The organism is Micromonospora sp. CNZ309, assembly GCF_002846525.1.
Map to the genome: position 1 here is coordinate 7,074,654 of NZ_PJNG01000001.1, position 23,727 is coordinate 7,098,380.

At 73.9% G+C, this 23,727-nt stretch carries 21 protein-coding genes; 15 read left to right on the top strand and 6 right to left on the bottom strand.

The window, feature by feature from the left end; genetic code table 11:
* Window positions 1-129 precede the first annotated feature (129 nt).
* From CLT72_RS30495 to dapF, 3 genes are read left to right on the top strand one after another with little or no spacing between them, the layout of a single operon-like run.
* Complete coding sequence (locus tag CLT72_RS30495) at window positions 130-849, top strand: class III extradiol ring-cleavage dioxygenase family protein (RefSeq protein ID WP_101414690.1); 720 nt, start codon at window positions 130-132, stop codon at window positions 847-849.
* Window positions 846-1,772 carry a tRNA (adenosine(37)-N6)-dimethylallyltransferase MiaA gene (gene miaA, locus CLT72_RS30500; protein ID WP_101414691.1) on the top strand — a complete coding sequence of 309 codons (927 nt, stop codon included), beginning with the start codon at window positions 846-848 and terminating at the stop codon, window positions 1,770-1,772. The genes CLT72_RS30495 and miaA overlap by 4 nt, the downstream gene beginning before the upstream one ends.
* A 7-nt stretch (window positions 1,773-1,779) precedes the next feature.
* Window positions 1,780-2,667: a diaminopimelate epimerase gene (dapF, locus tag CLT72_RS30505; RefSeq protein ID WP_101414692.1), complete on the top strand. Its 888-nt coding sequence runs from the start codon at window positions 1,780-1,782 to the stop codon at window positions 2,665-2,667.
* Window positions 2,668-2,970: 303 nt separating this feature from the next.
* On the opposite strand, the gene CLT72_RS30510 is transcribed toward dapF, so the two are convergent.
* Entirely contained in the window at window positions 2,971-4,437 is a 1,467-nt protein-coding gene (locus tag CLT72_RS30510) for an NAD-dependent malic enzyme (protein ID WP_101414693.1), read from the bottom strand.
* Window positions 4,438-4,612: 175 nt separating this feature from the next.
* Between CLT72_RS30510 and hflX the strand changes: the two genes are divergently transcribed.
* Together hflX and CLT72_RS32070 are read left to right on the top strand one after the other, a co-directional pair.
* The gene (hflX, locus tag CLT72_RS30515; protein WP_101414694.1) at window positions 4,613-6,064 is read left to right on the top strand and encodes a GTPase HflX; all 1,452 of its coding nucleotides are present in this window, start codon (window positions 4,613-4,615) and stop codon (window positions 6,062-6,064) included.
* Between the two features lie 51 nt (window positions 6,065-6,115).
* Window positions 6,116-7,843 (top strand): hypothetical protein, encoded by a 1,728-nt coding sequence (locus tag CLT72_RS32070; protein WP_101414695.1) that lies wholly within the window; start codon window positions 6,116-6,118, stop codon window positions 7,841-7,843.
* Between the two features lie 91 nt (window positions 7,844-7,934).
* Here the strand turns inward: CLT72_RS32070 and lexA are convergent, their stop codons facing one another.
* Window positions 7,935-8,717 carry a transcriptional repressor LexA gene (gene lexA / locus CLT72_RS30525; RefSeq protein ID WP_101414696.1) on the bottom strand — a complete coding sequence of 261 codons (783 nt, stop codon included), beginning with the start codon at window positions 8,715-8,717 and terminating at the stop codon, window positions 7,935-7,937.
* A gap of 574 nt (window positions 8,718-9,291) precedes the next feature.
* Between lexA and nrdR the strand changes: the two genes are divergently transcribed.
* Both nrdR and CLT72_RS30535 read left to right on the top strand, forming a co-directional pair.
* Window positions 9,292-9,792, top strand: coding sequence for a transcriptional regulator NrdR (gene nrdR, locus CLT72_RS30530; protein WP_101414697.1), 501 nt, complete (start codon window positions 9,292-9,294; stop codon window positions 9,790-9,792).
* Between the two features lie 67 nt (window positions 9,793-9,859).
* Complete coding sequence (locus CLT72_RS30535; protein ID WP_101414698.1) at window positions 9,860-12,739, top strand: vitamin B12-dependent ribonucleotide reductase; 2,880 nt, start codon at window positions 9,860-9,862, stop codon at window positions 12,737-12,739.
* A gap of 284 nt (window positions 12,740-13,023) precedes the next feature.
* On the opposite strand, the gene CLT72_RS30540 is transcribed toward CLT72_RS30535, so the two are convergent.
* Window positions 13,024-13,233: a DNA-binding protein gene (locus tag CLT72_RS30540; RefSeq protein WP_101414699.1), complete on the bottom strand. Its 210-nt coding sequence runs from the start codon at window positions 13,231-13,233 to the stop codon at window positions 13,024-13,026.
* A gap of 311 nt (window positions 13,234-13,544) precedes the next feature.
* On the opposite strand from CLT72_RS30540, the gene CLT72_RS30550 reads away from it, so the two are divergent.
* Genes CLT72_RS30550 through CLT72_RS30560 form a run of 3 tightly spaced genes read left to right on the top strand, consistent with a single transcriptional unit; the run spans window position 13,545 to window position 14,902 of the window.
* Window positions 13,545-13,763, top strand: a complete 219-nt coding sequence (locus CLT72_RS30550; RefSeq protein WP_101414701.1) for a hypothetical protein — start codon at window positions 13,545-13,547, stop codon at window positions 13,761-13,763.
* Window positions 13,760-13,942: a hypothetical protein gene (locus tag CLT72_RS30555; RefSeq protein ID WP_101414702.1), complete on the top strand. Its 183-nt coding sequence runs from the start codon at window positions 13,760-13,762 to the stop codon at window positions 13,940-13,942. Before CLT72_RS30550 ends, CLT72_RS30555 begins: the two co-directional genes overlap by 4 nt.
* 24 nt (window positions 13,943-13,966) lie before the next feature.
* Complete coding sequence (locus CLT72_RS30560) at window positions 13,967-14,902, top strand: DUF2332 domain-containing protein (protein WP_101414703.1); 936 nt, start codon at window positions 13,967-13,969, stop codon at window positions 14,900-14,902.
* A gap of 48 nt (window positions 14,903-14,950) precedes the next feature.
* Here the strand turns inward: CLT72_RS30560 and CLT72_RS30565 are convergent, their stop codons facing one another.
* Window positions 14,951-15,268, bottom strand: coding sequence for a TraR/DksA family transcriptional regulator (locus CLT72_RS30565; protein ID WP_101414704.1), 318 nt, complete (start codon window positions 15,266-15,268; stop codon window positions 14,951-14,953).
* Between the two features lie 352 nt (window positions 15,269-15,620).
* The gene (locus CLT72_RS30570; RefSeq protein ID WP_101414705.1) at window positions 15,621-16,892 is read right to left on the bottom strand and encodes an MFS transporter; all 1,272 of its coding nucleotides are present in this window, start codon (window positions 16,890-16,892) and stop codon (window positions 15,621-15,623) included.
* 293 nt (window positions 16,893-17,185) lie between these two features.
* On the opposite strand from CLT72_RS30570, the gene CLT72_RS30575 reads away from it, so the two are divergent.
* A complete protein-coding gene (locus CLT72_RS30575) occupies window positions 17,186-17,428 on the top strand; it encodes a DUF5522 domain-containing protein (RefSeq protein WP_101414706.1) in 243 nt (80 codons plus the stop codon).
* Between the two features lie 87 nt (window positions 17,429-17,515).
* Window positions 17,516-18,064: a hypothetical protein gene (locus CLT72_RS30580; protein WP_101414707.1), complete on the top strand. Its 549-nt coding sequence runs from the start codon at window positions 17,516-17,518 to the stop codon at window positions 18,062-18,064.
* An 88-nt stretch (window positions 18,065-18,152) separates the two neighbouring features.
* Here the strand turns inward: CLT72_RS30580 and CLT72_RS30585 are convergent, their stop codons facing one another.
* Window positions 18,153-18,839, bottom strand: a complete 687-nt coding sequence (locus tag CLT72_RS30585) for an iron-dependent transcriptional repressor DtxR (protein WP_089001407.1) — start codon at window positions 18,837-18,839, stop codon at window positions 18,153-18,155.
* A gap of 97 nt (window positions 18,840-18,936) precedes the next feature.
* Here CLT72_RS30585 and CLT72_RS30590 point away from each other — a divergent pair, with 97 nt between their 5' ends.
* From CLT72_RS30590 to CLT72_RS30600, 3 genes are all read left to right on the top strand, one after another.
* Window positions 18,937-19,794 carry a sulfurtransferase gene (locus CLT72_RS30590; protein WP_101414708.1) on the top strand — a complete coding sequence of 286 codons (858 nt, stop codon included), beginning with the start codon at window positions 18,937-18,939 and terminating at the stop codon, window positions 19,792-19,794.
* Between the two features lie 127 nt (window positions 19,795-19,921).
* Complete coding sequence (locus CLT72_RS30595) at window positions 19,922-21,103, top strand: acetoin utilization protein AcuC (protein WP_101414709.1); 1,182 nt, start codon at window positions 19,922-19,924, stop codon at window positions 21,101-21,103.
* 25 nt (window positions 21,104-21,128) lie between these two features.
* Window positions 21,129-23,684 carry a bifunctional GNAT family N-acetyltransferase/acetate--CoA ligase family protein gene (locus CLT72_RS30600; protein WP_101414710.1) on the top strand — a complete coding sequence of 852 codons (2,556 nt, stop codon included), beginning with the start codon at window positions 21,129-21,131 and terminating at the stop codon, window positions 23,682-23,684.
* Window positions 23,685-23,727: the final 43 nt, after the last annotated feature.

A 23,727-nucleotide genomic window follows, 5' to 3' on the forward strand; every position in this document is an offset into this window, starting at 1 on the left:
TGTCCTACCGCCCGCGGACGGGCTCCCTGGGGGGAGTGTCGCAATCCGTCGTGCGGCGTTTGCGACGTGCCGGGCGTTCCCGGGCCGGGTGCGGGGTGGTGGGCGCCGTCGTGCCGATACCGTTGCCTGGTGCCCCTGGTCGCCGCCGCCGTCTGCCCCCATCCGCCGCTGATCGTCCCCGAGTTGGCGGGCGCCGCCGCGCCCGAGCTGGACGAGCTCCGTGCCGCCTGCGACGCCGCGGTCGCCGGGCTGCTCGCCGCCGACCCCGAGGTGGTCGTCCTCGTCGGCGGTGGTCCGGAGACCACCCGTTTCCACGCGGCCGACCACGGCTCGCTGCGGCCGTACGGCCTCGACCGGCAGGTGCGGCTGTGGAAGGTGAACTGCGCCGGCGGCGAGCGGCTGCCGCTGAGCCTGACCATCGGCGCGTGGCTGCTCGGGCGCTCCCGCACCGAGCTGCCCCGGCTGGCCCGGTCCGTCGCGGCCGATGCCTCCCCGGCGCAGTGCGCCGAGCTGGGTGCGGCGCTCGGCGCGGCGACGGAGCCGCGCACCGCGCTGCTGGTGGCGGGGGACGGGTCGGCCTGCCGGGGCCCGAAGTCGCCCGGCTACGACGACCCGCGCGCCGAGGCGTACGACGACGGGGTCGCCCGCGCCCTGGCCGACGCGGACGCCGAGGCCCTGCTCGGCCTGGACCCGGCCCTGTCGGCGCAGCTCAAGGTCGCCGGGCGCGCGCCCTGGCAGGTGCTGGCCGGCGCGGTCCGCGCGACCGGCGGCGACTGGCGCGGCGAGCTGCGCCACCACTCGGCGCCCTACGGCGTCGCCTACCTCGTCTCCTCCTGGGCGCCGGCGTGACCGCCCGCCCGCCCGCCGGGACGGTCGTCGCCGTGGTCGGGCCGACGGCGGCCGGCAAGTCGGCGCTGAGCATCGCGCTCGCGCACGCCCTCGACGGCGAGGTCGTCAACGCCGACTCGATGCAGCTCTACCGGGGCATGGACATCGGCACCGCCAAACTCACCCCGGCCGAGCGCGAGGGGGTGCCGCACCACCTGCTGGACATCTGGGACGTCACCGAGCCGGCGAGCGTCGCGGAGTACCAGCGGCTGGCCCGCGCCGCCGTCGACGACGTCCTGGCCCGGGGCCGGGTGCCGCTGCTGGTCGGCGGCTCCGGGCTCTACGTGCGGGCGGTGCTGGAGCGCTTCGAGTTCCCCGGCACCGACCCGGCGGTGCGCGAGCGGCTGGAACGGGAGCTCGCCGCGCTCGGCCCCGCGCCCCTGTACGCCCGGCTGCGCGAGGCCGACCCGGCCGCCGCGACGGGGATCCTGCCCGGCAACGGGCGGCGGATCGTGCGGGCCCTGGAGGTCATCGAGCTGACCGGGGCGCCGTTCACGGCCGCGTTGCCCGAACCGACCCCGTACTACCCGTCCGTGCAGCTCGGGGTGGACCTGGACACCGCGCTGCTGGACGAGCGGATCGCCCTGCGGGTGGACCGGATGTGGGCCGACGGGCTGGTCGCCGAGACGCGGGACCTCGTCGGGCAGGGCCTGCCCGAGGGGCGTACGGCCAGCCGCGCGCTCGGCTACCAGCAGGTGCTGCGGCTCCTCGCCGGGGAGCTGACGGAGGCCGAGGCGCACGACGAGACCGTGCGGGCCACCCGGCGCTTCGTGCGGCGGCAGCGCTCCTGGTTCCGCCGCGACCCGCGCATCCACTGGTTGGACTCGGCCGCGCCGGACCTGGTGACTGCCGCCCTGCGTCTGCTGCCCGCTCTTGCGGAATGATGGGGGCGTGCAGTTCACCAAGGGCCACGGCACCGGCAACGACTTCGTCATCCTCCCCGATCCGGACAACCGGCTCGACCTGACACCCGGGCTGGTCGCGGCCCTCTGCGACCGCCGGCGCGGGTTGGGCGGCGACGGCGTGCTGCGGGTGGTCCGGGCGGCCGCGCACCCGGAGGGCGCCGGATTGGCCGGCGAGGCCGAGTGGTTCATGGACTACTGGAACGCCGACGGGTCGTTCGCGGAGATGTGCGGCAACGGCGCCCGGGTCTTCGTCCGCTACCTGGTCGCCTCCGGGCTGGCCGAGCCGGCGGAGGGGGCGCTGCCCGTGGCGACCCGGGCCGGCGTCGTGCGCGCGCTGGTCACGGCCGACGCCATCGCCGTCGAGATGCGCCGCCCCCGGCTGTACGACACGGCGACGGCCACCCTCGGCGGGCTGACGCTGCCCGGTACGGCGGTGGACGTGGGCAACCCGCACCTGGTCTGCGCGCTGCCGTCCGGGCTGGAACTGAGCGCGCTCGACCTCACCCGGGCCCCCGAGGTCGACGCGACGGTCTTCCCCGCCGGGGTGAACGTGGAGTTCACGGCGCCCGGCGAGCCCGTCGACGACACCGACGGCCACGTGCTCATGCGCGTGTACGAGCGCGGCTCCGCCGAGACCCTCTCCTGCGGTACGGGCGCCTGCGCGGTGGCCGCGGTGGCCCTGCGCGACGCCGGGCGGGACACCGGCGTACTGGCGGTGGACGTCCCGGGCGGACGCCTCTCGGTCACGGTGACGGAGGACTCCTGCTGGCTGGCCGGCCCGGCCACCCTGGTAGCCACCGGCACCCTCGACCCCACCGCCCTGACCCCCCACCCCCCGCCTGACCCCACCTCTCCGCCCCCACCCGTCCCCTGATCGTTGACAGTTGAGCTGCTCGACCGGCGGCGTGTCGACGAGCTCGACCGCCAACGATCAGGGCCGCCTCACAGACGGCGAGCGGTGACGCGACCTGCCCCCGGCGGAACCCGCATCCGGCAGGGCGGACGAATTGCGAGAACCGGCAACGGCCGAAACGCCGTCCTGCGAGTCTGCTGCCGGTCACCCACCCCACCCTCCCCGTCGATCATGAAGTTACTGCCCTGGAGAGCGTTTCCGAGGGCAACAACTTCATGATCGACGGGGGCGGGGCGGGGGAGGCGCGGGGTGGGTGGGTGTGGGTCAGGGGGTGGCGCTGGCTTCGGCGGCGATCTCGGGGAGGTCGGCGGGGCCGGGGTCGGCGGCGGGGGCCGGGGCCGGGTTCTGGGCGGCGGCGCGGACCGCCGCGGCGACCGCCGGGGAGACCCGGGAGTCGAAGACGCTGGGCACGATCACCGTCGGGTTGATCTTGTCTTCGCCGACCACGTCCGCGATGGCCCGGGCCGCCGCGATGGCCATCTCCTCGGTGAACTCCTCGGCGTGCGCGTCCAGCATGCCCCGGAACACGCCCGGGAAGGCGAGCACGTTGTTGATCTGGTTCGGCTGGTCGGAGCGGCCGGTGGCGACCACGGCGGCGTACTTGCGCGCCTCCCGCGGGTCGACCTCCGGGTCCGGGTTGGCCAGGGCGAAGACGATCGAGTCCTTGGCCATCGTGGCGATGTCGTCGCCGGTGAGCAGGTTCGGCGCGCTGACCCCGATGAAGACGTCCGCGCCGCGTACCGCCCCGGCCAGGTCGCCGGAGTAGTTCTCCCGGTTGGTGTTCTCGGCCAGCCACTGCCACGCCGGGTTGAGCCCGCTCTGGCCGCGGTGCAGGGCGCCCTGGCGGTCGTACGCGATGATGTCGCCGACGCCCTGGCGGAGCAGCAGCTTCATGATCGCGGTGCCGGCTGCGCCCGCGCCCGAGACCACGACCCGGACGTCCGCGAGCTGCTTGCCCACGACGCGCAGCGCGTTGGTGAGCGCGGCCAGCACGCAGATCGCGGTGCCGTGCTGGTCGTCGTGGAAGACCGGGATGTCCAGCGCCTCGCGCAGCCGCGCCTCGATCTCGAAGCAGCGCGGCGCCGCGATGTCCTCCAGGTTGATCCCGCCGTACGCCGGGGCAATGGCCTTGACGATCTGCACGATCTCGTCGGTGTCCTGGGTGTCGAGCACGACCGGCCAGGCGTCCACCCCACCGAAGCGCTTGAACAGCGCCGCCTTGCCCTCCATCACCGGCAGCGACGCCGCCGGCCCGAGGTTGCCCAGGCCCAGCACGGCGGAGCCGTCGCTGACCACGGCGACGGTGTTGCGCTTTATGGTCAGCCGGCGGGCGTCGGCGGGGTTCTCCGCGATCGCCATGCAGACCCGCGCCACCCCCGGGGTGTACGCCCGGGACAGCTCGTCGCGGTTGCGCAGCGCCACCTTCGAGCTGACCTCGATCTTGCCGCCGAGGTGCAGCAGGAAGGTCCGGTCGGACACCTTGCGCACGTCCACGCCGTCCAGCGCGGTCAACGCGTCGACCACCTGGTCGGCGTGGCTGGCGTCGGCGGTGTCGCAGGTCAGGTCGACGAGCACGTGGGTCGGGTCGGAGTCCACCACGTCGAGCGCGGTGACGATCGCCCCGGCCTCACCCACGGATGTGGTCAGCCGGCCGATCGAGGACGCGTCCGCCGGCACGGCGATCCGAATCGTGATCGAGAATCCGGCACTTGGAAGTCGGGTGATGGCCACGGGATCCCTCCGTCGACGCTGAACGGCTCGCCCCGCATTTCTACTCGCCCCGGCCGTCCCCTCCGGCATCCGCCCCCACTTTTGTGGCCCGTTCGAGCGGGCATATAGCGGGTGCGTTCCGCGTTGGCACATGTCAGGATTGCTCGGTACGTGACAGAACGGACAGGAGACCGGCTTGCACAACCAGGAGACCCTACTTCCCTACGAGGACGACGAGCTCGACGCCACCACCGGTGAGTTCGAGCTGTCGGAGCGGCAGGCGCTGCGGCGGGTCCCCGGCCTCTCCACCGAACTCGCGGACATCACCGAGGTCGAATACCGCCAGCTGCGCCTGGAGCGCGTCGTCCTCGTCGGCGTCTGGACCGAGGGCACGCAGAGCGACGCCGAGAACTCCCTCACCGAGCTGGCTGCGCTGGCGGAGACCGCCGGCTCGCAGGTGCTCGAAGGGCTGATCCAGCGGCGTAACCGCCCGGACCCCGCCACCTACGTCGGCCGGGGCAAGGTCGACGACCTCGGCTCGGTGGTGCTCTCCACGGGCGCCGACACGGTGATCTGCGACGGTGAGCTGTCGCCGTCGCAGCTACGCAACCTGGAGCAGCGCACCAAGGTCAAGGTGGTCGACCGCACCGCGCTGATCCTCGACATCTTCGCCCAGCACGCCAAGAGCAAGGAGGGCAAGGCGCAGGTCGAGCTGGCCCAGCTCGAATACCTGCTGCCGCGCCTGCGCGGTTGGGGTGAGACCCTCTCGCGGCAGACCGGTGGTAGCGGTCGCGGCGGTGGCGCCGGCGGCGGCGTGGGTCTGCGCGGTCCCGGTGAGACGAAGCTGGAGACCGACCGGCGCCGGATCCGCCACCGCATCGCCCGGCTGCGCCGGGAGATCAAGGGCATGAAGACGGTACGCCAGACCAAGCGCGCCCGGCGTTCCCGCAACGCCGTGCCGGCCGTGGCCATCGCCGGCTACACCAACGCCGGCAAGTCGAGCCTGCTCAACCGGCTGACCGGGGCGGGCGTGCTGGTGGAGAACGCCCTCTTCGCCACCCTCGACCCGACCACCCGCAAGGCCACCACGGCCGACGGGCGGCTTTACACCCTCTCCGACACGGTGGGGTTCGTCCGGCACCTGCCGCACCAGATCGTCGAGGCGTTCCGCTCGACGCTGGAGGAGGTCGCCGAGGCCGACCTGGTGGTGCACGTCGTCGACGGCACCCACCCGGACCCGGAGGAGCAGGTCCGGGCGGTCCACGAGGTGCTCGCCGAGGTGGGTGCCGACCGGCTGCCCGAGCTGCTGGTGGTCAACAAGACCGACGCGGCCGACGAGGAGACGCTGCTGCGGCTCAAGCGGCTCTGGCCGGAGGCGGTCTTCGTCTCCGCGCACACGGGTCGCGGCATCGACGGGCTGCGCGAGGCCGTCGAGGCGCGGCTGCCCCGCCCCGCGGTGGAGGTCCGCGCGGTGCTGCCGTACGACCGGGGCGACCTGGTGGCCCGGGTGCACCGCCAGGGCGAGGTGCTGAGCACCTCCCACCTGCCGGAGGGCACCCTGGTGCACGTACGGGTCGGCGAGGCGCTCGCCGCCGAGTTGGCGCCGTTCCGGGCGGAGGAGGATCCGGCGGTAGCGGGCGCCCGGTGACGCGCTCCCGGCGTCACACGTCGGAAACGCCCGGCATGCGACACTGATTCAATGCGCCGCGCTGTTTCTTCGGTCACGGTCGTCCTCGGCTTGCTGGGGGCGACCGTGGCGTGTACCGGAGTCGCCCTGGCTGCGGCACCGGCCTCGGCCGCGTCCTCGCTCGCGGCCGCCCCGGGCAAGAAGCGGTGCACGGTCACCGACGAGCGGCTGCGGGAGCTGTCGGGCCTGGTGGCCACCAAGAGCGGCTACATCGTGATCAACGACGGCACCGAGGTGGAGAGCCGCAAGCGGGTCTTCTTCCTCGACGCCAAGTGCGGAATCTCGAAGGAGCCGGTCCGCTACTCCGGGCAGGGCCCGTTCGACACGGAGGATCTCGCTCTCTCGCCGGACGGCAAGACCGTGTGGATCGCCGACACCGGCGACAACGTCACCAGCCGTGAGCGTCGTGAGCGGGTGGCGCTGTGGAGCATGCCGGTCGACGGGTCGAAGCGGCCGGTGCTGCACCGCCTCTCCTACCCGGAGGGCAAGCCGCACGACGCCGAGGCGCTGCTGATCGGCGACGACGGCGCCCCGTTGATCATCACCAAGGTGATGTCCGGCAAGGCCCAGATCTTCTCCCCGACCGAGAAGATGAAGAGCGGGGACACGCCGCCCGTGCCGATGAAGAAGGTCGGCGAGATCAGCCTGCCGGAGACCGACACGGACAACCGTCTCGGCGCTCCCGGCCGCGTGGCGATCACGGGTGCGGCCCGCTCACCGGACGGCGCCCGGGTCGTGGTGCGCACCTACGCTGACGCCTTCGAGTACGACGTCACCGACGGCAACGTGCTGGCCGCCCTCACCGGCGGCAAGCCCCGGGTGACGGCGCTCGCCGACCCGTTCGGTGAGGCGATCACCTACAGCCCCGACGGCAAGACCTTCCTCACCGTCTCCGACGGCGGCCAGCTCGACGAGGACGCCCCGATCGACATCCTCGGCTACACCCCCTCCACGGAGGGCGCGAAGCCGGTGGCCGGCGGGGGCGAGACGCCGAAGAAGGCCGGCCAGTCGTGGGTCGACGGCCTGAGCCTGAGCGACATCACGTACCTGATCGCGGCAGTGGGGGTGATCGGCGCGCTGATGGTGGCGGCCGGTGTCTTCGGCATCCTCCGGGCCCGGCGCAGGCCGGCGCCCGTCCGCGACGGCGGTCCGGAGCGCGACGACGCCCTCGGCGACGACCGGCGTGCTCCGGCGGACGACGACTTCGTGGCGCCGGGCGACCGGGGGCGCGGCGTCTACGGCGGTGCGCCGGCAGGGGCGGTCTACGGCGGCCCTGCCGGTGGGCGCGGTGGCCGTCCGCCGTCCGGCGGCGGGGGGCACGGCGGTGCCCGTCCGGCTGGTGGCGGCGTCTACGGCGGAGCCCGTCCGGCTGCCGGCGGCGGTGTCTACGGCGGCGGCCGTCCGCCCGTCGACGGGCCGCCGCCCGGCCTGGGCGGACCGCCACCCGGTGGTCGCCGCCAGGGCGGTGGCGCGGGTGACCGCCAGGGCGGCGGGGGCCGGCAAGGTGGCCGTGGCGGACGCCAGGAGGGCGGTCGCCCCGGTGGCGGTGTCTACGGTGGCGGGGGCCAGCCGGGCGGTGGCGTCTACGGTGGTGGCCGGGCGGAGCCGCCGCGTCGGGGTGGCGAGCCGGATCCCCGTGGCCAGCGGCCGGTCCGCCGGCGCGACGACGGCCCCGAGGACGGTCGCGGCTACGGGCACGTGCCCGGAGGCGGCCGGGGCTACCGGGGCGATCGCTACTGAATTCCGCCGGACCGACGGTCCTGAGGGACCGTCGGCGGTGAGGGGACCGACGGTGACCGCCGGCGGCGGCCACCCGGTGTGGTGGTGCGGATCAGATGCGGCGCAGCACCGCGACGACCCGGCCCATGATGGTGGCGTCGTCACCGGGGATCGGGTCGAAGGCCGGGTTCTGCGGCATGAGCCAGACGTGCCCGTCGCGGCGGCGGTAGGTCTTCACGGTCGCCTCGCCGTCGAGCATGGCGGCGACGATGTCGCCGGCCTCGGCCGTCGGCTGCTGCCGGACCACGACCCAGTCGCCGTCGCAGATGGCCGCGTCGAGCATCGAGTCGCCCTTGACCTGGAGCATGAAGACCTCGCCCTCGCCCACCAGCTCGCGGGGGAGGGGGAAGATGTCCTCGACGGCCTGCTCGGCCAGGATCGGGCCACCGGCCGCGATCCGGCCCAGCATCGGCACGTAGGCCGGGGCGGGGCGCTGCGAGCGGGCCAGCTCGTCGTCGACGTCGGCGGGCGCCCGGACGTCCACGGCGCGCGGCCGGTTGGGGTCGCGGCGCAGGAAGCCCTTCTTCTCCAGCTCCTTGAGCTGGTAGGCGACGCTGGACGGGGAGACCAGGCCGACGGCCTCGCCGATCTCGCGCACGCTCGGCGGGTAGCCGTGCCGCTCGACCCAGGTGCGGATGAACTCCAGGATCCGGCGCTGCCGGGCGGTGAGATCCACCGTCGCGGGGTCGGGGAAGGCGCTGACCACCGGGGTGACCGGGCGTACGGCCGGCTGCCCGGTCCGGCTGCGCGCGGCGCCCCGGCGTCGGGTGGCTGGCGGGCCCGCCTCGGTGATCTGCTGCGGGCTCTTCGGCCGGCTGGCCCGATCCTCGGTCACGTCCGTCCTCCCTGGTCGGCGCTGGGTGCCTTGGCGGCTCGTGGTGCGTGCGGTGCTGCGGTGTGCGAGCTGACCGGTGGACGGAGGATTCCGCGCCCGGTTCTTCAAGACCGTATAGGTGAGATCGGTCATTTTCAAACATCTGTACGACCTTGCTCGGCGTGTCGGGATGAAAAATCGGTCCGCTCGTACTCGTGTTCTGATAAATGGTACGTCGGATCGAACGGGTGTTCGACTTTCGCCCGATCGTCGGCCGTTTCGCGACGGTCGGACCGGTAACCCCCGGGGGCGTCGCGCGGTTGGTCCAGCGGCGGGCGGCGTGCTGGTCGGCCCCGGAGTCAGGGTGACGCGCCGGACACGCCGGCCAACTTGACCTCCGATCCGCAGCGGCCTACGGTCGACCCCTAGATGTAGTAGTCACACGGGCGTAAGTCGCCTACAGGTTGGGTTCGACTACCGACCGCACTCCGGCACCGTCGACACGGCGAAGACCATCGACAGATGGCTCCGTCGCGCTCACGCGTGCCCGGGAAGCGGTCGGCGGGCCCGCGATCGACGAAGGAGGTCGGGTGCGATGCGGTGTCCGTACTGCCGGCACGCCGACTCCCGGGTGGTCGACTCGCGGGAGGCCGACGACGGCCAGTTGATCCGCCGGCGGCGGTCCTGCCCGGAGTGCGGCAAGCGGTTCACCACGGTGGAGGAGGCGGTCCTCGCGGTCGTCAAGCGCAGCGGGGTGACCGAGCCGTTCAGCCGTACGAAGATCGTCGGCGGGGTGCGCAAGGCGTGCCAGGGCCGGCCCGTGGACGACGACTCGCTCGCGCTGCTCGCGCAGAAGGTCGAGGAGACCGTCCGGGCCAAGGGGGCCGCCGAGATCCCCAGCCACGAGGTGGGGCTGGCCATCCTGGGCCCGCTACGGGACCTGGACGAGGTCGCCTACATGCGGTTCGCCAGCGTCTACCGGTCGTTCGACTCGCTCGCCGACTTCGAGCGCGAGATCGAGACGCTGCGGGCCGCCGCGCGCGCCCGGGAGGGCGCCGGGGCCGACGCGGCCGGGGCCGCCGGCCGTACCAGTTGAATTCTTCGCAGTTTGTTGACAGTCGGATCGGGCGGCGGTTGGCCGTGCGGACGAGGGGGCGGATGAGATGTCGGGGGACGGTGTGACAACCAGCAGGGCACGCAACAAGGCCGGCGCGGGGCTCAAGATCGAGCGGGTCTGGACGACCGAGGGGGTGCACCCCTACGACGAGGTCGCCTGGGAGCGCCGCGACGTCGTCATGACCAACTGGCGGGACGGCTCGGTCAACTTCGAGCAGCGCGGCGTCGAGTTCCCCGAGTCGTGGAGCGTCAACGCGGCGAACATCGTGACCACCAAGTACTTCCGGGGCGCCGTGGGCACCCCGGAGCGGGAGTGGTCGCTGCGGCAGCTGATCGACCGGGTGGTCACCACCTACCGCACGGCGGGTGAGGAGTACGGCTACTTCGCCGGCCCGGCCGACGCCGAGGTCTTCGCCCACGAGCTGACCTGGATGCTGCTGCACCAGGTGTTCAGCTTCAACTCGCCGGTCTGGTTCAACGTCGGCACGCCCTCGCCGCAGCAGGTCAGCGCCTGCTTCATCCTGGCCGTCGACGACTCGATGGACTCCATCCTCGACTGGTACAAGGAGGAGGGGCTGATCTTCAAGGGCGGCTCCGGCTCCGGCGTCAACCTGTCCCGGATCCGCTCCTCCCGCGAGCTGCTCTCCTCCGGCGGCAACGCCTCCGGCCCGGTCAGCTTCATGCGCGGCGCCGACGCCTCCGCCGGCACCATCAAGTCCGGCGGCGCCACCCGGCGCGCGGCGAAGATGGTCATCCTCGACGTGGACCACCCGGACATCCAGGAGTTCGTGGTCACCAAGGCGCGCGAGGAGGACAAGATCCGCGCGCTGCGCGACGCCGGGTTCGACATGGACCTCGGCGGCGCCGACATCGTCAGCGTGCAGTACCAGAACGCCAACAACTCCGTCCGGGTCTCCGACGAGTTCATGACCGCCGTGGAGAACGGCGGCAGCTTCGACCTGCGCGGCCGGCTCGACGGCGCGGTGATCGAGACCATCGACGCCAAGAACCTGTTCCGCACCATCTCCCACGCCGCCTGGGAGTGCGCCGACCCCGGCCTGCAGTACGACGACACGATCAACGACTGGCACACCTGCCCGGAGACCGGGCGGATCACCGCGTCGAACCCGTGCTCGGAGTACCTGCACCTGGACAACTCCTCGTGCAACCTGGCCTCGCTCAACCTGATGAAGTTCCTCCGCGCCGACGGCGGCTTCGAGGTGGAGAAGTTCGTCCGCTCCGTCGAGTTCGTCATCACCGCGATGGACATCTCGATCTGCTTCGCCGACTTCCCGACCGAGAAGATCGGCGAGACCACCCGCGCCTACCGGCAGCTCGGCATCGGCTACGCCAACCTGGGCGCCCTGCTGATGGCCTCCGGCCTGCCGTACGACTCGGAGCAGGGCCGCTCGGTCGCCGCGGCGATCACCTCGCTGATGACCGGCACCGCGTACCGCCGCTCCGCCGAGCTGGCCGGCGTCGTCGGCGCGTACGACGGCTACGCCCGCAACGCCGAGCCGCACAAGCGGGTCATGCGCAAGCACGCCGCCGCCAACGACGAGATCAAGCCGTCGGGCACCGTGGCCACCGCGATCGTCCGCGAGGCCACGAAGCAGTGGACCCAGGGCAACAAGATCGGTGACAAGTTCGGCTGGCGCAACTCGCAGGCCAGCGTGCTCGCCCCGACCGGCACCATCGGCCTGATGATGGACTGCGACACCACCGGCGTCGAGCCGGACCTGGCGCTGGTCAAGTTCAAGAAGCTGGTCGGCGGCGGCTCGATGCAGATCGTCAACCAGACCGTGCCGCGCGCCCTGCGCAGCCTCGGCTACCCCGAGGAGCAGGTCGAGGCGATCGTCGAGCACATCGCCGACCACGGCCACGTGGTCGACGCCCCCGGCCTGAAGCCGGAGCACTACCCCGTCTTCGACTGCGCGATGGGCGAGCGCTCGATCGCCCCCATGGGCCACGTGCGGATGATGGCGGCCGTCCAGCCGTTCATCTCCGGCGCCATCTCCAAGACGGTCAACATGCCGGAGCAGGCGACCGTCGAGGACGTCGAGAAGATCTACTTCGAGGGCTGGAAGCTCGGCCTCAAGGCGCTGGCGATCTACCGCGACAACTGCAAGGTCGGCCAGCCGCTGTCGGTCGCCAAGCCCAACAAGGCCGTCGCGACCACGGAGGCCCCGGCCGAGGTGGAGAAGGTCGTCGAGAAGGTCGTCGAGTACCGCCCGGTGCGCAAGCGGCTGCCGAAGAAGCGCCCGTCCCAGACGGTCAGCTTCTCCGTCGGTGGCGCCGAGGGCTACCTCACCGCCTCGTCCTACCCGGACGATGGCCTCGGCGAGGTCTTCCTCAAGATGTCGAAGCAGGGCTCCACCCTGGCCGGCGTGATGGACGCCTTCTCGGTGGCCATCTCCATCGGTCTCCAGTACGGCGTCCCGCTGGAGACGTACGTCAGCAAGTTCACCAACATGCGCTTCGAGCCGGCCGGCATGACCGACGACCCGGACGTGCGGATGGCCGCCTCGGTGATGGACTACATCTTCCGTCGCCTGGCGCTGGACTTCCTGCCGTACGAGCGCCGCGCGGAACTGGGCATCTTCACCGCCAGCGAGCGGGCCGCCCAGCTCCGGGCCGAGGCGGAGGCGGAGGCGAGCGGTGCGGACCTCACCGCGATGGCCGCCTCCGCCCCGGTCGAAGCGCCGGCCGAGCCGAAGACCGGCCCGATCGCCCAGCCGGCGCAGGAGACCGCCGCCGTCGCCGCCGCCAAGCCGGCGCCGCCCGTGGGCTCCAGCACCGAGTTGCTGGAGGCCGTGATCGGCAAGGCCGCCGACGCGCCGCTCTGCTTCACCTGCGGTACGAAGATGCGCCCCGCCGGTAGCTGCTACGTCTGCGAGGGCTGCGGCTCCACCAGCGGCTGCAGCTGACGTACGAGTGACAAAGGTGGGCCGGCGGACATCCGCCGGCCCACCTTGTTCGTTGTTGGACGCCTGTCTTCCTGTGTCCGAGTGGTTAGCACGCCGATCTGGATCCACTGCGCCTCGACTGGGACGGGGCAGATGCGGCCGACACCAAGCAGGACATCGGCAACGACGGCCGAGGACTCGCTCGCAGCATCACGGCCGGAACCCAGATCGCGGCTGTCCCGACGTCGGCGCCAGCTACCTTCGCGATGTGCCTGGACGTCGCCGTGTCCGCGCGCGGCGTCTCGTCAGCGGTCCTCGTCGCCGTCGGTCGGGCGGGGCGGGCGATTGTGCCGGGCCCACTCGTCCACCTCGTCCGCGTCCCAGACAGTCGTCCCGATCAAGCGGGCGATGGGTTCCGGGAAGCCAGGCCTACGGGTGATTTGTAGGACCCGCTGACGCGACACGCCGAACAGGGCGGCCAACTCGCCAGGCCCGTACAAGCGGGGTCGCTTCACGGCCTGAAGGTAAGTGCGACATTCTCTTTGCGATCGTCACTTACAGATTGACAACCCAAAAGGAGGTGGTGTGTGGTGTAGCGGGGTCCGCTGGTGACAGCGGGACGACGGATCCCGGGAGGTCAGGTGCCCAAGCGCGTGTCGTACGACGGTTATCTGCTGGCAGTGGCGCTCACCCTGGCCCGTCGGCACCGCCCGGTCTGGTCCTGGCGACTCTGGCGTCGCGTCTGCCGATGCGGGTCGGAGCTGCCCTGCCGGGCCCGGCACCGCACCCCGATTCGTCGAGGCCATTGGCCGGGGGAGGAGCAGTCGTGACCACCCACGGCCCCGTCCTACCCCTGTGGACCTGTGGCGGCTGCGACGCCCCTTGGTCGTGCGGGACGCGGCGCAGGGAACTGCACGCCGAGTTCGAGGGCGCGCCGGTGTCGCTGTCCCTCTTCATGGGGTCCTACCTGGTCTGGGCCGCCGAGGACCTGACCTGGGTGCCCGCCGGGCTGCTGCACCGGCGCTTCCTGGGGTGGGTGCGGTGAGCGTCATCCGGCGCGGCGACGAGCGCTTCCACTACAGCGACGGCTCCCACAAGTGGATCCCGCCGGACCCGGACTACGACCAGGAGGCCTGGGACGCGATGGTGCGGCAGCACCAGCTCCAGCACCTGGAGGAGATCTCGGCGGGCCGAAAGCCGCGTCACGGGGGGCGAACACCGTGAGGCGTCGACTGCGACCATCGGAACATGACGATCGCCGAGAGCTACGTCGAGTTCGGCACCCGTGAGGCGCGCGGCGTTTCCCCGACCTACGAACGCCTGTCCCTCGCCGTCTCCCGCGACGAAGAGGTGCTCGCACTGATCGGTGCGCTCCCGCCAGGAAAGCGGCAGCCGAACCTGCTGTTCGGCGTCGTACGGCTGCTCGGCGGCCCGGTCGACGACCCGGCGGCCTTCCACGACTTCGCGCTGGCGAACTGGCCGGCGATCGAGGCGGAACTGCGCAGCCGGGCGACCCAGACGAACGAGCCCGGGCGGTGTGCCGTACTGCTGCCCGTGCTCGCCGCGTTACCGCAGCCGCTGGCGTTGCTGGAGGTCGGCGCGTCCGCCGGGCTCTGCCTCTACCCCGACCGGTACGCCTACCGCTACAACGACCACGCGCTCGGCGCGGGCGACCCGGCCTTCGGATGCGCCGCCACCGGTATGGCCCCGCCCGACCGGCTGCCGGAGGTGGTGTGGCGGGCCGGCCTGGACCTGAATCCGCTGCGGGTGACCGAGCCGGCGGACGTCGCCTGGCTCGACGCCCTCATCTGGCCGGAGCACACACATCGCCGCGCCCGGCTGCGGGCCGCTGCGGCCGTCGCCGTGGCCGAGCCGCCGCTGCTCGTGCGCGGCGACCTGGTGGACGACCTGCCCGCGCTGGCCGCGCGGGCGCCGGCGGGCGCGACGCTGGTGGTGTTCCACACCTCCGTGCTCTACCAGGTGCCGGCACCGCGCCGGGCGGCGTTCACGGACGCGGTACGCCGCCTGCCCGGCCACTGGATCTCCAACGAGTCTCCGGGCGTGCTGCCTCTCGACGCGCTGCCGGAACCGCCGGACGGGGCGTCGTACAACGTGCTCGCGCTGGATGGCCGGCCACTCGCCTGGACGCGCTCGCACGGGCAGGCGATGACCTGGTTCGGCTGACCCGGCCGGGCTGCCGTGCCGTCCTCCGGCACGGCAGCCCCGCGTACGTCAGTGCTGCTTCTGCTGGCAGGGCACGCAGAAGCGGGCGTGCGGCAGCACCTCCAGGCGCTCCCGGGGGATCGCGGCGGAGCACCGCTCGCAGATGCCGTAGCGGCCCTCGGCGAGGCGGCGAAGCGCCCCGCTGATCTGCTCGATGCTCTGCCGGGTGGCGGCGATCAGCGCGCTCTGGGTGTGCGCCTCGCCCGGGTCGCCGGTGTCGGCGGTGAGCTGCGTCAGCCGGACGGTCTGCGCCTCGAAGTCGTTGGTCAGTGTCGTCCGCAGGTCGTCGAGCCACTTCTGCTCGGTGGACTGGGTGGGCGTGGTCATGGCGTAGCTCCTTCTTGCGGAAAAAGAAAAAGGGCCGAAGCTGGATAGCTTCGCCCTGGTGGCCGTTCGCGAGAGTTGCGACCGGTCCACGGAGGGCTACGTCCGGCGGGGCTCGGCAGTCGGGAGGCGACCGAGCCGGCGCACGACGGTGCGACTGCGGATCGCACCACCCGGGTCGCCACGGTCACCCGCAGGGCGCACCGGCAGGCAGCAGCGGACGCCGCCGTCACCATGACGGCGGTGCTGCTGCGCTGACCGGTCGAACACATGCAGCCACCATAGGCCGGGCGGATCGGAAAGCCAACGTGCTTCCGTGCCCACGAGGGCCGGCCGGTGCCCGGGGCTCACCCGGTCAGGCCGCCGGCATGTCCCGCATCCGCCGCAGCGGCGAGAAGACGACGAAGAGCGCGGCGCTCCACGTGCCGAGCACGCAGATCCACAGCGCCGGCCGCAACCCGAACTGGCTGGCGAGGGCGCCGCCGGTGAGCGCGCCGAGCGGGATCACCCCGAAGCAGACCCAGAGGAACGCCGCGTTCACCCGCCCCAGCAGAGCCGGTGGCGTGATCCGCTGCCGGTACGTCATGGCGGCCACGTTGTAGAGCACCGCGTTGGCGGAGAACGCGGCCAGGCCGACGCCGTAGAGCAGCACGCCCCAGCCGGGCTGCGCCAGGGGCATCAGCAGGTAGAGCGGGCCCGGGGCGGCCATCGCCACCCAGATCACCCGGGCCGAGCCGAGCCACGCGGTCAACCGGTCGGCGAACGCGCCGACGACCAGGCCGCCCACGGCGCTCACCGAGAAGACCAGCCCGACCAGCGCCGGCGTGGCGTGCAGCTCCTTGAGCAGGAAGACCACCTCGATCGAGCCGGACGCCATGACGAAGAAGTTCGAGGTGGTGGTGCAGGCGAGGATGCTGCGCAGGATCGGCTGGCGGCGGATGAAGCCCAGCCCCTCGGTCATCTCCACCCGCAGCGGGACACGGTCGCGCCGGGGCGCGGGCCCGGTCGGCACCTCCCGGATCAGCAGCAGGGTCAACCCGCTCACGGCGAAGGCGACGGCGGTGACGACGAGCGTCCTCGCGGCGCCGACCAGCCCGACCAGCACGCCGCCGATCGTCGGGCCGACGAGTTCGGCGGAGTCCTGGCCGACGGTGAGCTTCGCGTTGGCGTCCACGAGGCGCTCCGGCGGCACCAGTCTCGGCAGCATGCTCTTGTAGGCCACCGTGAACAGGACGGTGAGCACGCCGGAGAGCCCGACCACCGCGTACAGGAAGCCGAGGGTGAGCTGGCCGACCAGGGCGACCACCGGCACCGACAGCAGCAGCCCGGCCCGGCCCAGGTCGCAGGCGACCATCAGCCGCCGCTGGTCGACGCGGTCGGCGAGGACGCCCGCGGGCAGGGAGAAGATGAGGTACGGCAGCCAGGCGAGCGCCGTCAGCAGCGCCACCTGGAAGACGCTGGCGTCGAGTGTGCCGACGGCGAGCAGCGGCACCGCCACGTTGGAGACCCGGGTGCCCAGTTCGCTGACCGTCTGCCCGGCCAGGAGCAGCCCGAAGTTGCGGCTGCGCAGCAGCGAGGGTCGTTTCGGGGCGGCACCTGCGGCGGGCCTGGCCGCCTGTTGCGTCACGCCGGGCTTCCGGTGCGGGCCGGTGATCGCCGTGGGGAGGCCGGCGACCTGGTGGGATCCGACGCGGCTCGCGGGCGCCCGGCCCGTCCGTGGTCCATCCGGTCAGCCTGCCGGCGCCGCCCGGATCGACGCCACTGGTTATCCGATCCCCGTACGGGCGGCGCGCGCTGGCCCGGCTGGTCGACGGCAGCGAGCCGTGCCCTGTCGACCATCCGCAGTGCCGCGACCTGCGGGACCCGACGGTGGCCCGGCGCCCCGCCCGGGCAGGCCGAGCACGTCTCTAGACTGCGCCGGTGACCGGAGAGCGACGACCGCTGGCGGACCGGCCGCTGACCGAGCCGCACCCGTCCCGCCTGCCGCCGCAGCACCCGGACCGGGAGCGGATCCTCGCCGCGCACGCCGCCGCCCTGACCGCCGGCGGGGCGGGCTACCTCGACCCGGCCACCGGGCTGTTCGTGCTCAGCGCGGGTTTCCTGGCCCGGCGCGGCACCTGCTGCGGGCGCGGCTGCCGACACTGCCCGTACGTCGACGACTGAGGGAGTCCATTTGAGGGCTACCGCCCGGCCGGGCCACATCGTACGGTTTCCGGCGGGCGCGTCGGAGTGGACAGCGGAGGAGTGAGCGTGCGCGGGCGGATGCTGGGTGCCGGGGTGGCGGTGCTGGTGGTGGCCGGCTGCGGCGCGGAGGCCGAGCCGGTGGCCGTACCGCCTCCCGCACCGGTCGCGGTCGACGTGGCCGCCGCCTCCTCCGGCGGGGCGTGCCGCCTGCTGGACTTCGGCGTCATCGAGCAGCACGCCGGCGTCCGCTTCGACGTCGCGGCGGCCAGCGCGACCGGCGACAGCCACACCTGCGTGGTGCGCGCGGGTCAGGACGCCCTACCGGAGCTGACGCTGACCGTCACGCGGACGTCGATCGACGCGGCGACCTTCACCGCCGACGTGGTGCCGGAGAGGGCGGCCAAGGTGCCCGGGCTCGGCCAACGGGCGTACCGGCGGACCGTCTCGGCCAAGGGCGGCGCCGGGCCGGTCGCGGAGGTGGGTTGGCTGGCCGCCGAGGCCCGCCTCGTCACCCTGCGCTACGCCACCGCCCGCGACACGGCCAAGGCCGACGCCGAGCGGCTCACGGAGGCGCTCGTCACGCTGGCCGGGCAACTCGACGTCCGGGCGCTCTGACTCCGGCCCCGGGCCGCCGCCCGCGCGTCGGCCGGTGCGCCCTGCGTCCGGCCCGAGCCGGCCGAGGAAGCGACGTGCCCGGAACGGATCAGTGCGCGGCGACGAAGACGCGGGAGGCGATCTCGCGCGGCAACCTGATGCGGTCACCGGAGCGGTCGATCGACACCCCGTCGCGTTCCTGCGCCACCGTGACGGTCGCGCCCGGGTCGACGCCGGCGGCGTGCAGCTGCCGGAGCACGTCCGCGTCGGTCTGCACGCTCTCGCAGATGCGTCGCACCACGACGGGCCCCGACAGCCCCGGGAACGCCAGGTTGCGCTCGCCCTCGATCGGGGCGGCGGTCGTCTGCTCCGGCGTGCCCAGCTGGTCCAGCCCCGGGATCGGGTTGCCGTAGGGGGAGCGGGTCGGCCGGTTGAGCAGGTCGTAGACCCGCTTCTCGACGGCGTCGCTCATCACGTGCTCCCACCGGCAGGCCTCCTCGTGGGCCTCCTCGTAGGGCATCCCGATCACGTTGACCAGCAGCAGCTCGGCGAGGCGGTGCTTGCGCATCACGGAGACCGCGTTGCTGCGGCCGTGCGGGGTCAGCGCCAGGTGGCGGTCGCCCTCGACGGTCAGCAGGCCGTCGCGCTCCATCCGGGCGACGGTCTGGCTGACGGTCGGCCCGCTCTGCCCCAGCCGCTCGGCGATGCGGGCACGCAGCGGCGGAACCCCCTCCTCCTCCAGCTCGAGGATGGTCTTGAGGTACATCTCGGTCGTGTCGACCAGATCATGCTTCACGTCAGCGGACCTCCGGCCAACGATGCTACCTCGGCGTTCACCGAACGACCCACGGCGAACCGCCAGGTCCGCGCCGGGATGGTGTTGACTGGACGCCATGCCCGCCTCCGATGATCTCATTGTCGAGGCCGGTCGGCTCGCGGTCGAACTCGGCCAGGCAGACCCGCCCACGCTGCTCGACGTCCGCTGGCGGCTCGTCGGCCCGCCGGGGCGGGAGGACCATGCCGCCGGTCACCTGCCCGGCGCGGTCTTCGTCGACCTGGACACCGCGCTCTGCGGCCCGCCCGGCCCCGCCGGCCGCCACCCGCTGCCCGACCCCGCCGCCCTCCAGGCCGCGCTGCGGGCCGCCGGCGTCCGCGCCGGTCACCCCGTGGTGGTGTACGACGGCGGCGACGGCATGGCCGCCGCCCGTGCCTGGTGGACCCTGCGCTGGGCGGGCCACCGGCCGGTACGGCTGCTGCACGGCGGCTTCCCGGCGTGGCAGGCCGCCGGGCTGCCCGTCAGCACGACGGTGCCGACCCCGCAGCCGGGCGACGTCGAGGTGCGTCCCGGCGCGCTGCCGGTGCTCGACGCGGCGGGGGCGGCCCGGCTGGCCGCGGCCGACGACGGTGTCCTGCTCGACGTGCGCGCCGCACCCCGCTACCGGGGCGAGACCGAGCCGATCGACCCGGTCGCCGGGCACGTGCCCGGCGCGGTGAACCTGCCCGCCGGCGAGTACGTCGCCGAGGGCCGGTTCCCGGCCGCCGAGGCGCTGCGCGAGCGGTTCGCCGCCGCCGGGGTGGGCGAGGACCGGCCGGTGGGGGCGTACTGCGGGTCGGGGGTGACGGCGGCGCAGGCGGTGTTCGCGCTGCACCTGGCCGGCCGCCCGGACGCCGCCCTCTACGTCGGGTCGTGGAGCAACTGGGTCGCCGACCCGGACCGCCCGGTGGCGACGGGGCCGACCCCGACCGGCTGAGCGAGGAGCGGGGGGGGGGGGGCACCGACGGCACCCGGCGGCTGAGCGGGGAACTGCGTCGGGCGACACCCGGCGGCTGGGCAGCGCGTGCGCGGGCCCGCCCGGCTGCGCGTGCGACGATGGGGCCATGTCCGACGACACGGTGGTGGTGTGGGACGAGTCCCTGCTCGCCTACGACATGGGGGATCATCCCCTCGACCCGGTACGGGTGGAGTTGACGTTCGCCCTGGCCCGGGAGTTGGGCGTCCTCGCCCGTCCCGGGGTGCGGCTGGTCAAGCCGGAGCCGGCCGACGACGCGCTGCTGAGCAGGGTGCACGACCCGTGCTACCTCGCCGCGGTGAAGGTCGCCCCCCGCGACCCGCTCTTCGCCGGTTTCGGGCTGGGCACCTCCGACAACCCGGTCTTCGAGGGGATGCACGAGTCCAGCGCGCTCGTGGCCGGCGCCACGGTGGCGGCGGCCGAGGCGGTCTGGCGGGGCGAGGCCCGGCGGGCGGTCAACGTGGCCGGCGGCCTGCACCACGCCATGCCGGCCCGCGCGGCCGGGTTCTGCGTCTACAACGACCCGGCGGTGGCGATCGCCCGCCTGCTCGACCTGGGCGCCGAGCGCGTCGCGTACGTGGACGTGGACGTGCACCACGGCGACGGGGTGCAGCAGGTCTTCTGGAACGACCCGCGGGTGCTCACGGTCAGCGTGCACGAGACACCGCTGGCGCTCTTCCCGGGCACCGGCTTCCCCGACGAGACGGGCGGGCCGGGCGCCCAGGGCAGCGCCGTGAACCTCCCGCTGCCGCCGGGCGTGGACGACGCCGGCTGGCAGCGCGCCTTCCACGCGGTGGTGCCGTCGGTGCTGCGCGCGTTCCGGCCGCAGGTGCTGGTGACCCAGTGCGGCGCGGACGGGCACCGCCTCGATCCGCTGGCCGACCTGAACCTCTCCGTGGACGGGCAGCGCGCCACCTACCTGGCCCTGCGGGCGCTCGCCGACGAGTTGTGCGAGGGTCGCTGGGTGGCCACCGGCGGCGGCGGGTACGCGTTGGTGGAGGTGGTGCCCCGGGCCTGGACGCACCTGCTCGCGGTGGCCGCCGGCGACCCGGTCGACCCGGCGACGCTGACCCCGCCGGCGTGGCGGGAGCTGGCCGCCGCGCGCCGGCCGGGCCGGCAGATCCCGTTGCGGATGACCGACGACGTCGACCCGGCGTACGAGCCGTGGCAGCCGACGGGGGAGCCGAGCGCGGTGGACCGGGCGATCGCGGCGGCCCGCAAGACCGCCTTCCCGCTGTTCGGGCTCGACCCGCACGACCCACGCGACTGAACCGGTGCCGGAAGGGACCGCACAGGTGACCAGGGTGGAACAACCGGTGGACGTGCTGCTCAGCGACGGCACCACCGTGCAGCTGCGCCCGATCCGCCGGTCGGATGGGCCGGGCGTCGTGGCGATGCACTCCCGCTTCTCGGAGCGCACCCGCTACCTGCGCTACTTCTCGCCGTACCCGCGCATCCCGGAGCGGGACCTGCAACGCTTCGTCAACGTCGACCACCGCGACCGGGAGGCGTTCGTGGTACTGGTCGGCGAGCGGATCGTCGCCGTCGGCCGCTACGAGCGGCTGGGGCCGCAAGCGCCGGAGGCCGAGGTGGCGTTCGTGGTCGAGGACGCCTACCAGGGCCGGGGCATCGGCTCGGTGCTGCTGGAGCACCTGGCCGACGCGGCCCGCCGCAACGACATCGCCAGCTTCGTGGCCGAGGTGCTCCCGGCCAACGGCGCGATGCTGCGGGTCTTCTCCGACTTCGGCTACCAGGTCCAGCGGCAGTTCGCCGACGGCGTGGTCCATCTGACCTTCCCGATCGCCCCCACCGACGCGACGCTTCAGGTGCAGCGCGGTCGGGAGCACCGCACCGAGGCCCGCTCCGTCGCCCGCCTGCTCGCGCCGCGGGGCGTCGCCGTCTACGGCGCCAGCGCCACGGGGCAGGGCGTCGGCGCCGCGGTGCTCGGGCACCTGCGCGACGGCGGCTACACCGGCGCGGTGGTCCCGGTGCATCCGGGCGCGGCGTCGGTCGCCGGGCTGCCCGCGTACCCCTCGGCGGCCGATGCCGGCGTGCCGGTCGACCTGGCGGTGGTGGCGGTTCCGCCGGAGGCGGCGACGAAGGTGGTCGCCGACGCGGCCGCCGCGGGCGCGCACGGCCTGGTGGTCATCTCGGCGGGCTTCGCCGAGGCCGGCGGGGAGGGCGCGGCCGCGCAGCGCGCGCTGGTCCGCGCGGCGCACGCGGCGGGCATGCGCGTGGTCGGCCCGAACTGCCTGGGGGTGGCCAACACCGACCCGGCCGTACGCCTCAACGCCACGCTCGCCCCCCGGCTGCCGGTGCCCGGTCGGGTGGGCATCTTCAGCCAGTCCGGCGCGTTCGGGGTGGCGCTGCTGGCCGAGGCGGACCGGCGCGGGCTGGGGCTGTCGAGTTTCGTCTCGGCCGGCAACCGGGCCGACGTCTCGGGCAACGACCTGCTCCAGTACTGGCAGGACGACCCCGGCACCGACGTGATCATGTTGTACCTGGAGACCTTCGGCAACCCGCGCAAGTTCGCCCGGCTGGCCCGCCGCATCGGCCGGGACAAGCCGGTCGTGGCGCTGGCGTCGCCGGCCCGGCCGCCGGGGGTGGGCGACTCGGCCGGCCCGGACGAGGTGGCGGTCGCCGCGCTGTTCGCCCACTCGGGCGTGATCCGGGTGGACACCGTCGCCGAACTGCTCGACGTCGGGGTGCTGCTGGCCCACCAGCCGCTGCCCGCCGGGCCGCGCGTCGGCGTGGTCGGCAACTCCTCGGCGCTGACGGGGCTGGCGGCCACCGCCTGCGCCGCGCAGGGGCTCACCGTCGCCCGCGGCTATCCGCGCGACGTCGGCCCGCGCGCCGGCGCCGCCGAGTTCGCCGCCGCGCTCGCCGAGGCGGGCGCCGACGACGAGGTGGACGCCCTGGTGGTGGTGTTCGCCCCGCCGCTGCCCGGCCAGCTCACCGACACCGACGCCGACTTCACGGCCGCGCTGCCGAGCGCGTTCGCCGCCGGCAAGCCGGCCGTGGCGACGTTCCTGGTCGGCCGGGCGCCCGCCGGGGTGCCCGCGTACCCGAGCGTGGAGGAGGCCGTGCGCGCCCTCGCCCGGGTCGCCGCGTACGCCGACTGGCTGCGCCGGCCCGCCGGGGTGCCGCCGGAGCTGACCCGGGTGGACCGCTCGGCGGCGCACGCCGCCCTGCGCCCGGAGGCCCTCGATCCGGCGGGGCTGCTCGCGGCGTACGGGATCGACGTGGTCGAGTCGGTGCCGGCGCGCTCGGCGGGGGAGGCCGCCGAGGCGGCGGCGCGGCTGGGTTTCCCGGTGGCCCTCAAGGCCGCCGCCCCCGGCCTGCGGCACCGCCTCGACCTCGGCGCGGTCCGGCTCGACCTGCCCGACGCGGCCACGGTCCACCGCGCGTACGCGGAGATGTCGGCGCTGTTCGGCGCGGACGTCCTGGTGCAGCCGATGGTCCCGCCCGGCGTGGCCTGCGTGGTCGAGCTGGTGGAGGACCCGGCGTTCGGCCCGGTGGTCGGTTTCGGGCTGGGCGGCGTCGCCACCGAGCTGCTGGGCGACCGCGCCTGGCGGGCGGTGCCGCTGACCGACCTGGACGCCGCCGAGCTGGTCGACGAGCCCCGGGCGGCGCCGCTGCTGCGCGGGCACCGGGGCGCGGCGCCGGTGGACCGGGCGGCGCTGGCGGAGCTGCTGCTGCGGGTCGGCCGCCTCGCCGACGAGCAGCCCCGGGTACGCGCGCTGACCCTCAACCCGGTGCTGGCCCGTCCGGACGGCATTTCGGTGCTGCACGCCACCGTCCGGGTCGGCTCCGCCGTGGCCCGCCCCGACACCGGCCCCCGCCGCCTGTGAGGAGGGGCCCCTGCGCCGGGTGCGCAGGGCGCCCTGCGGCGGC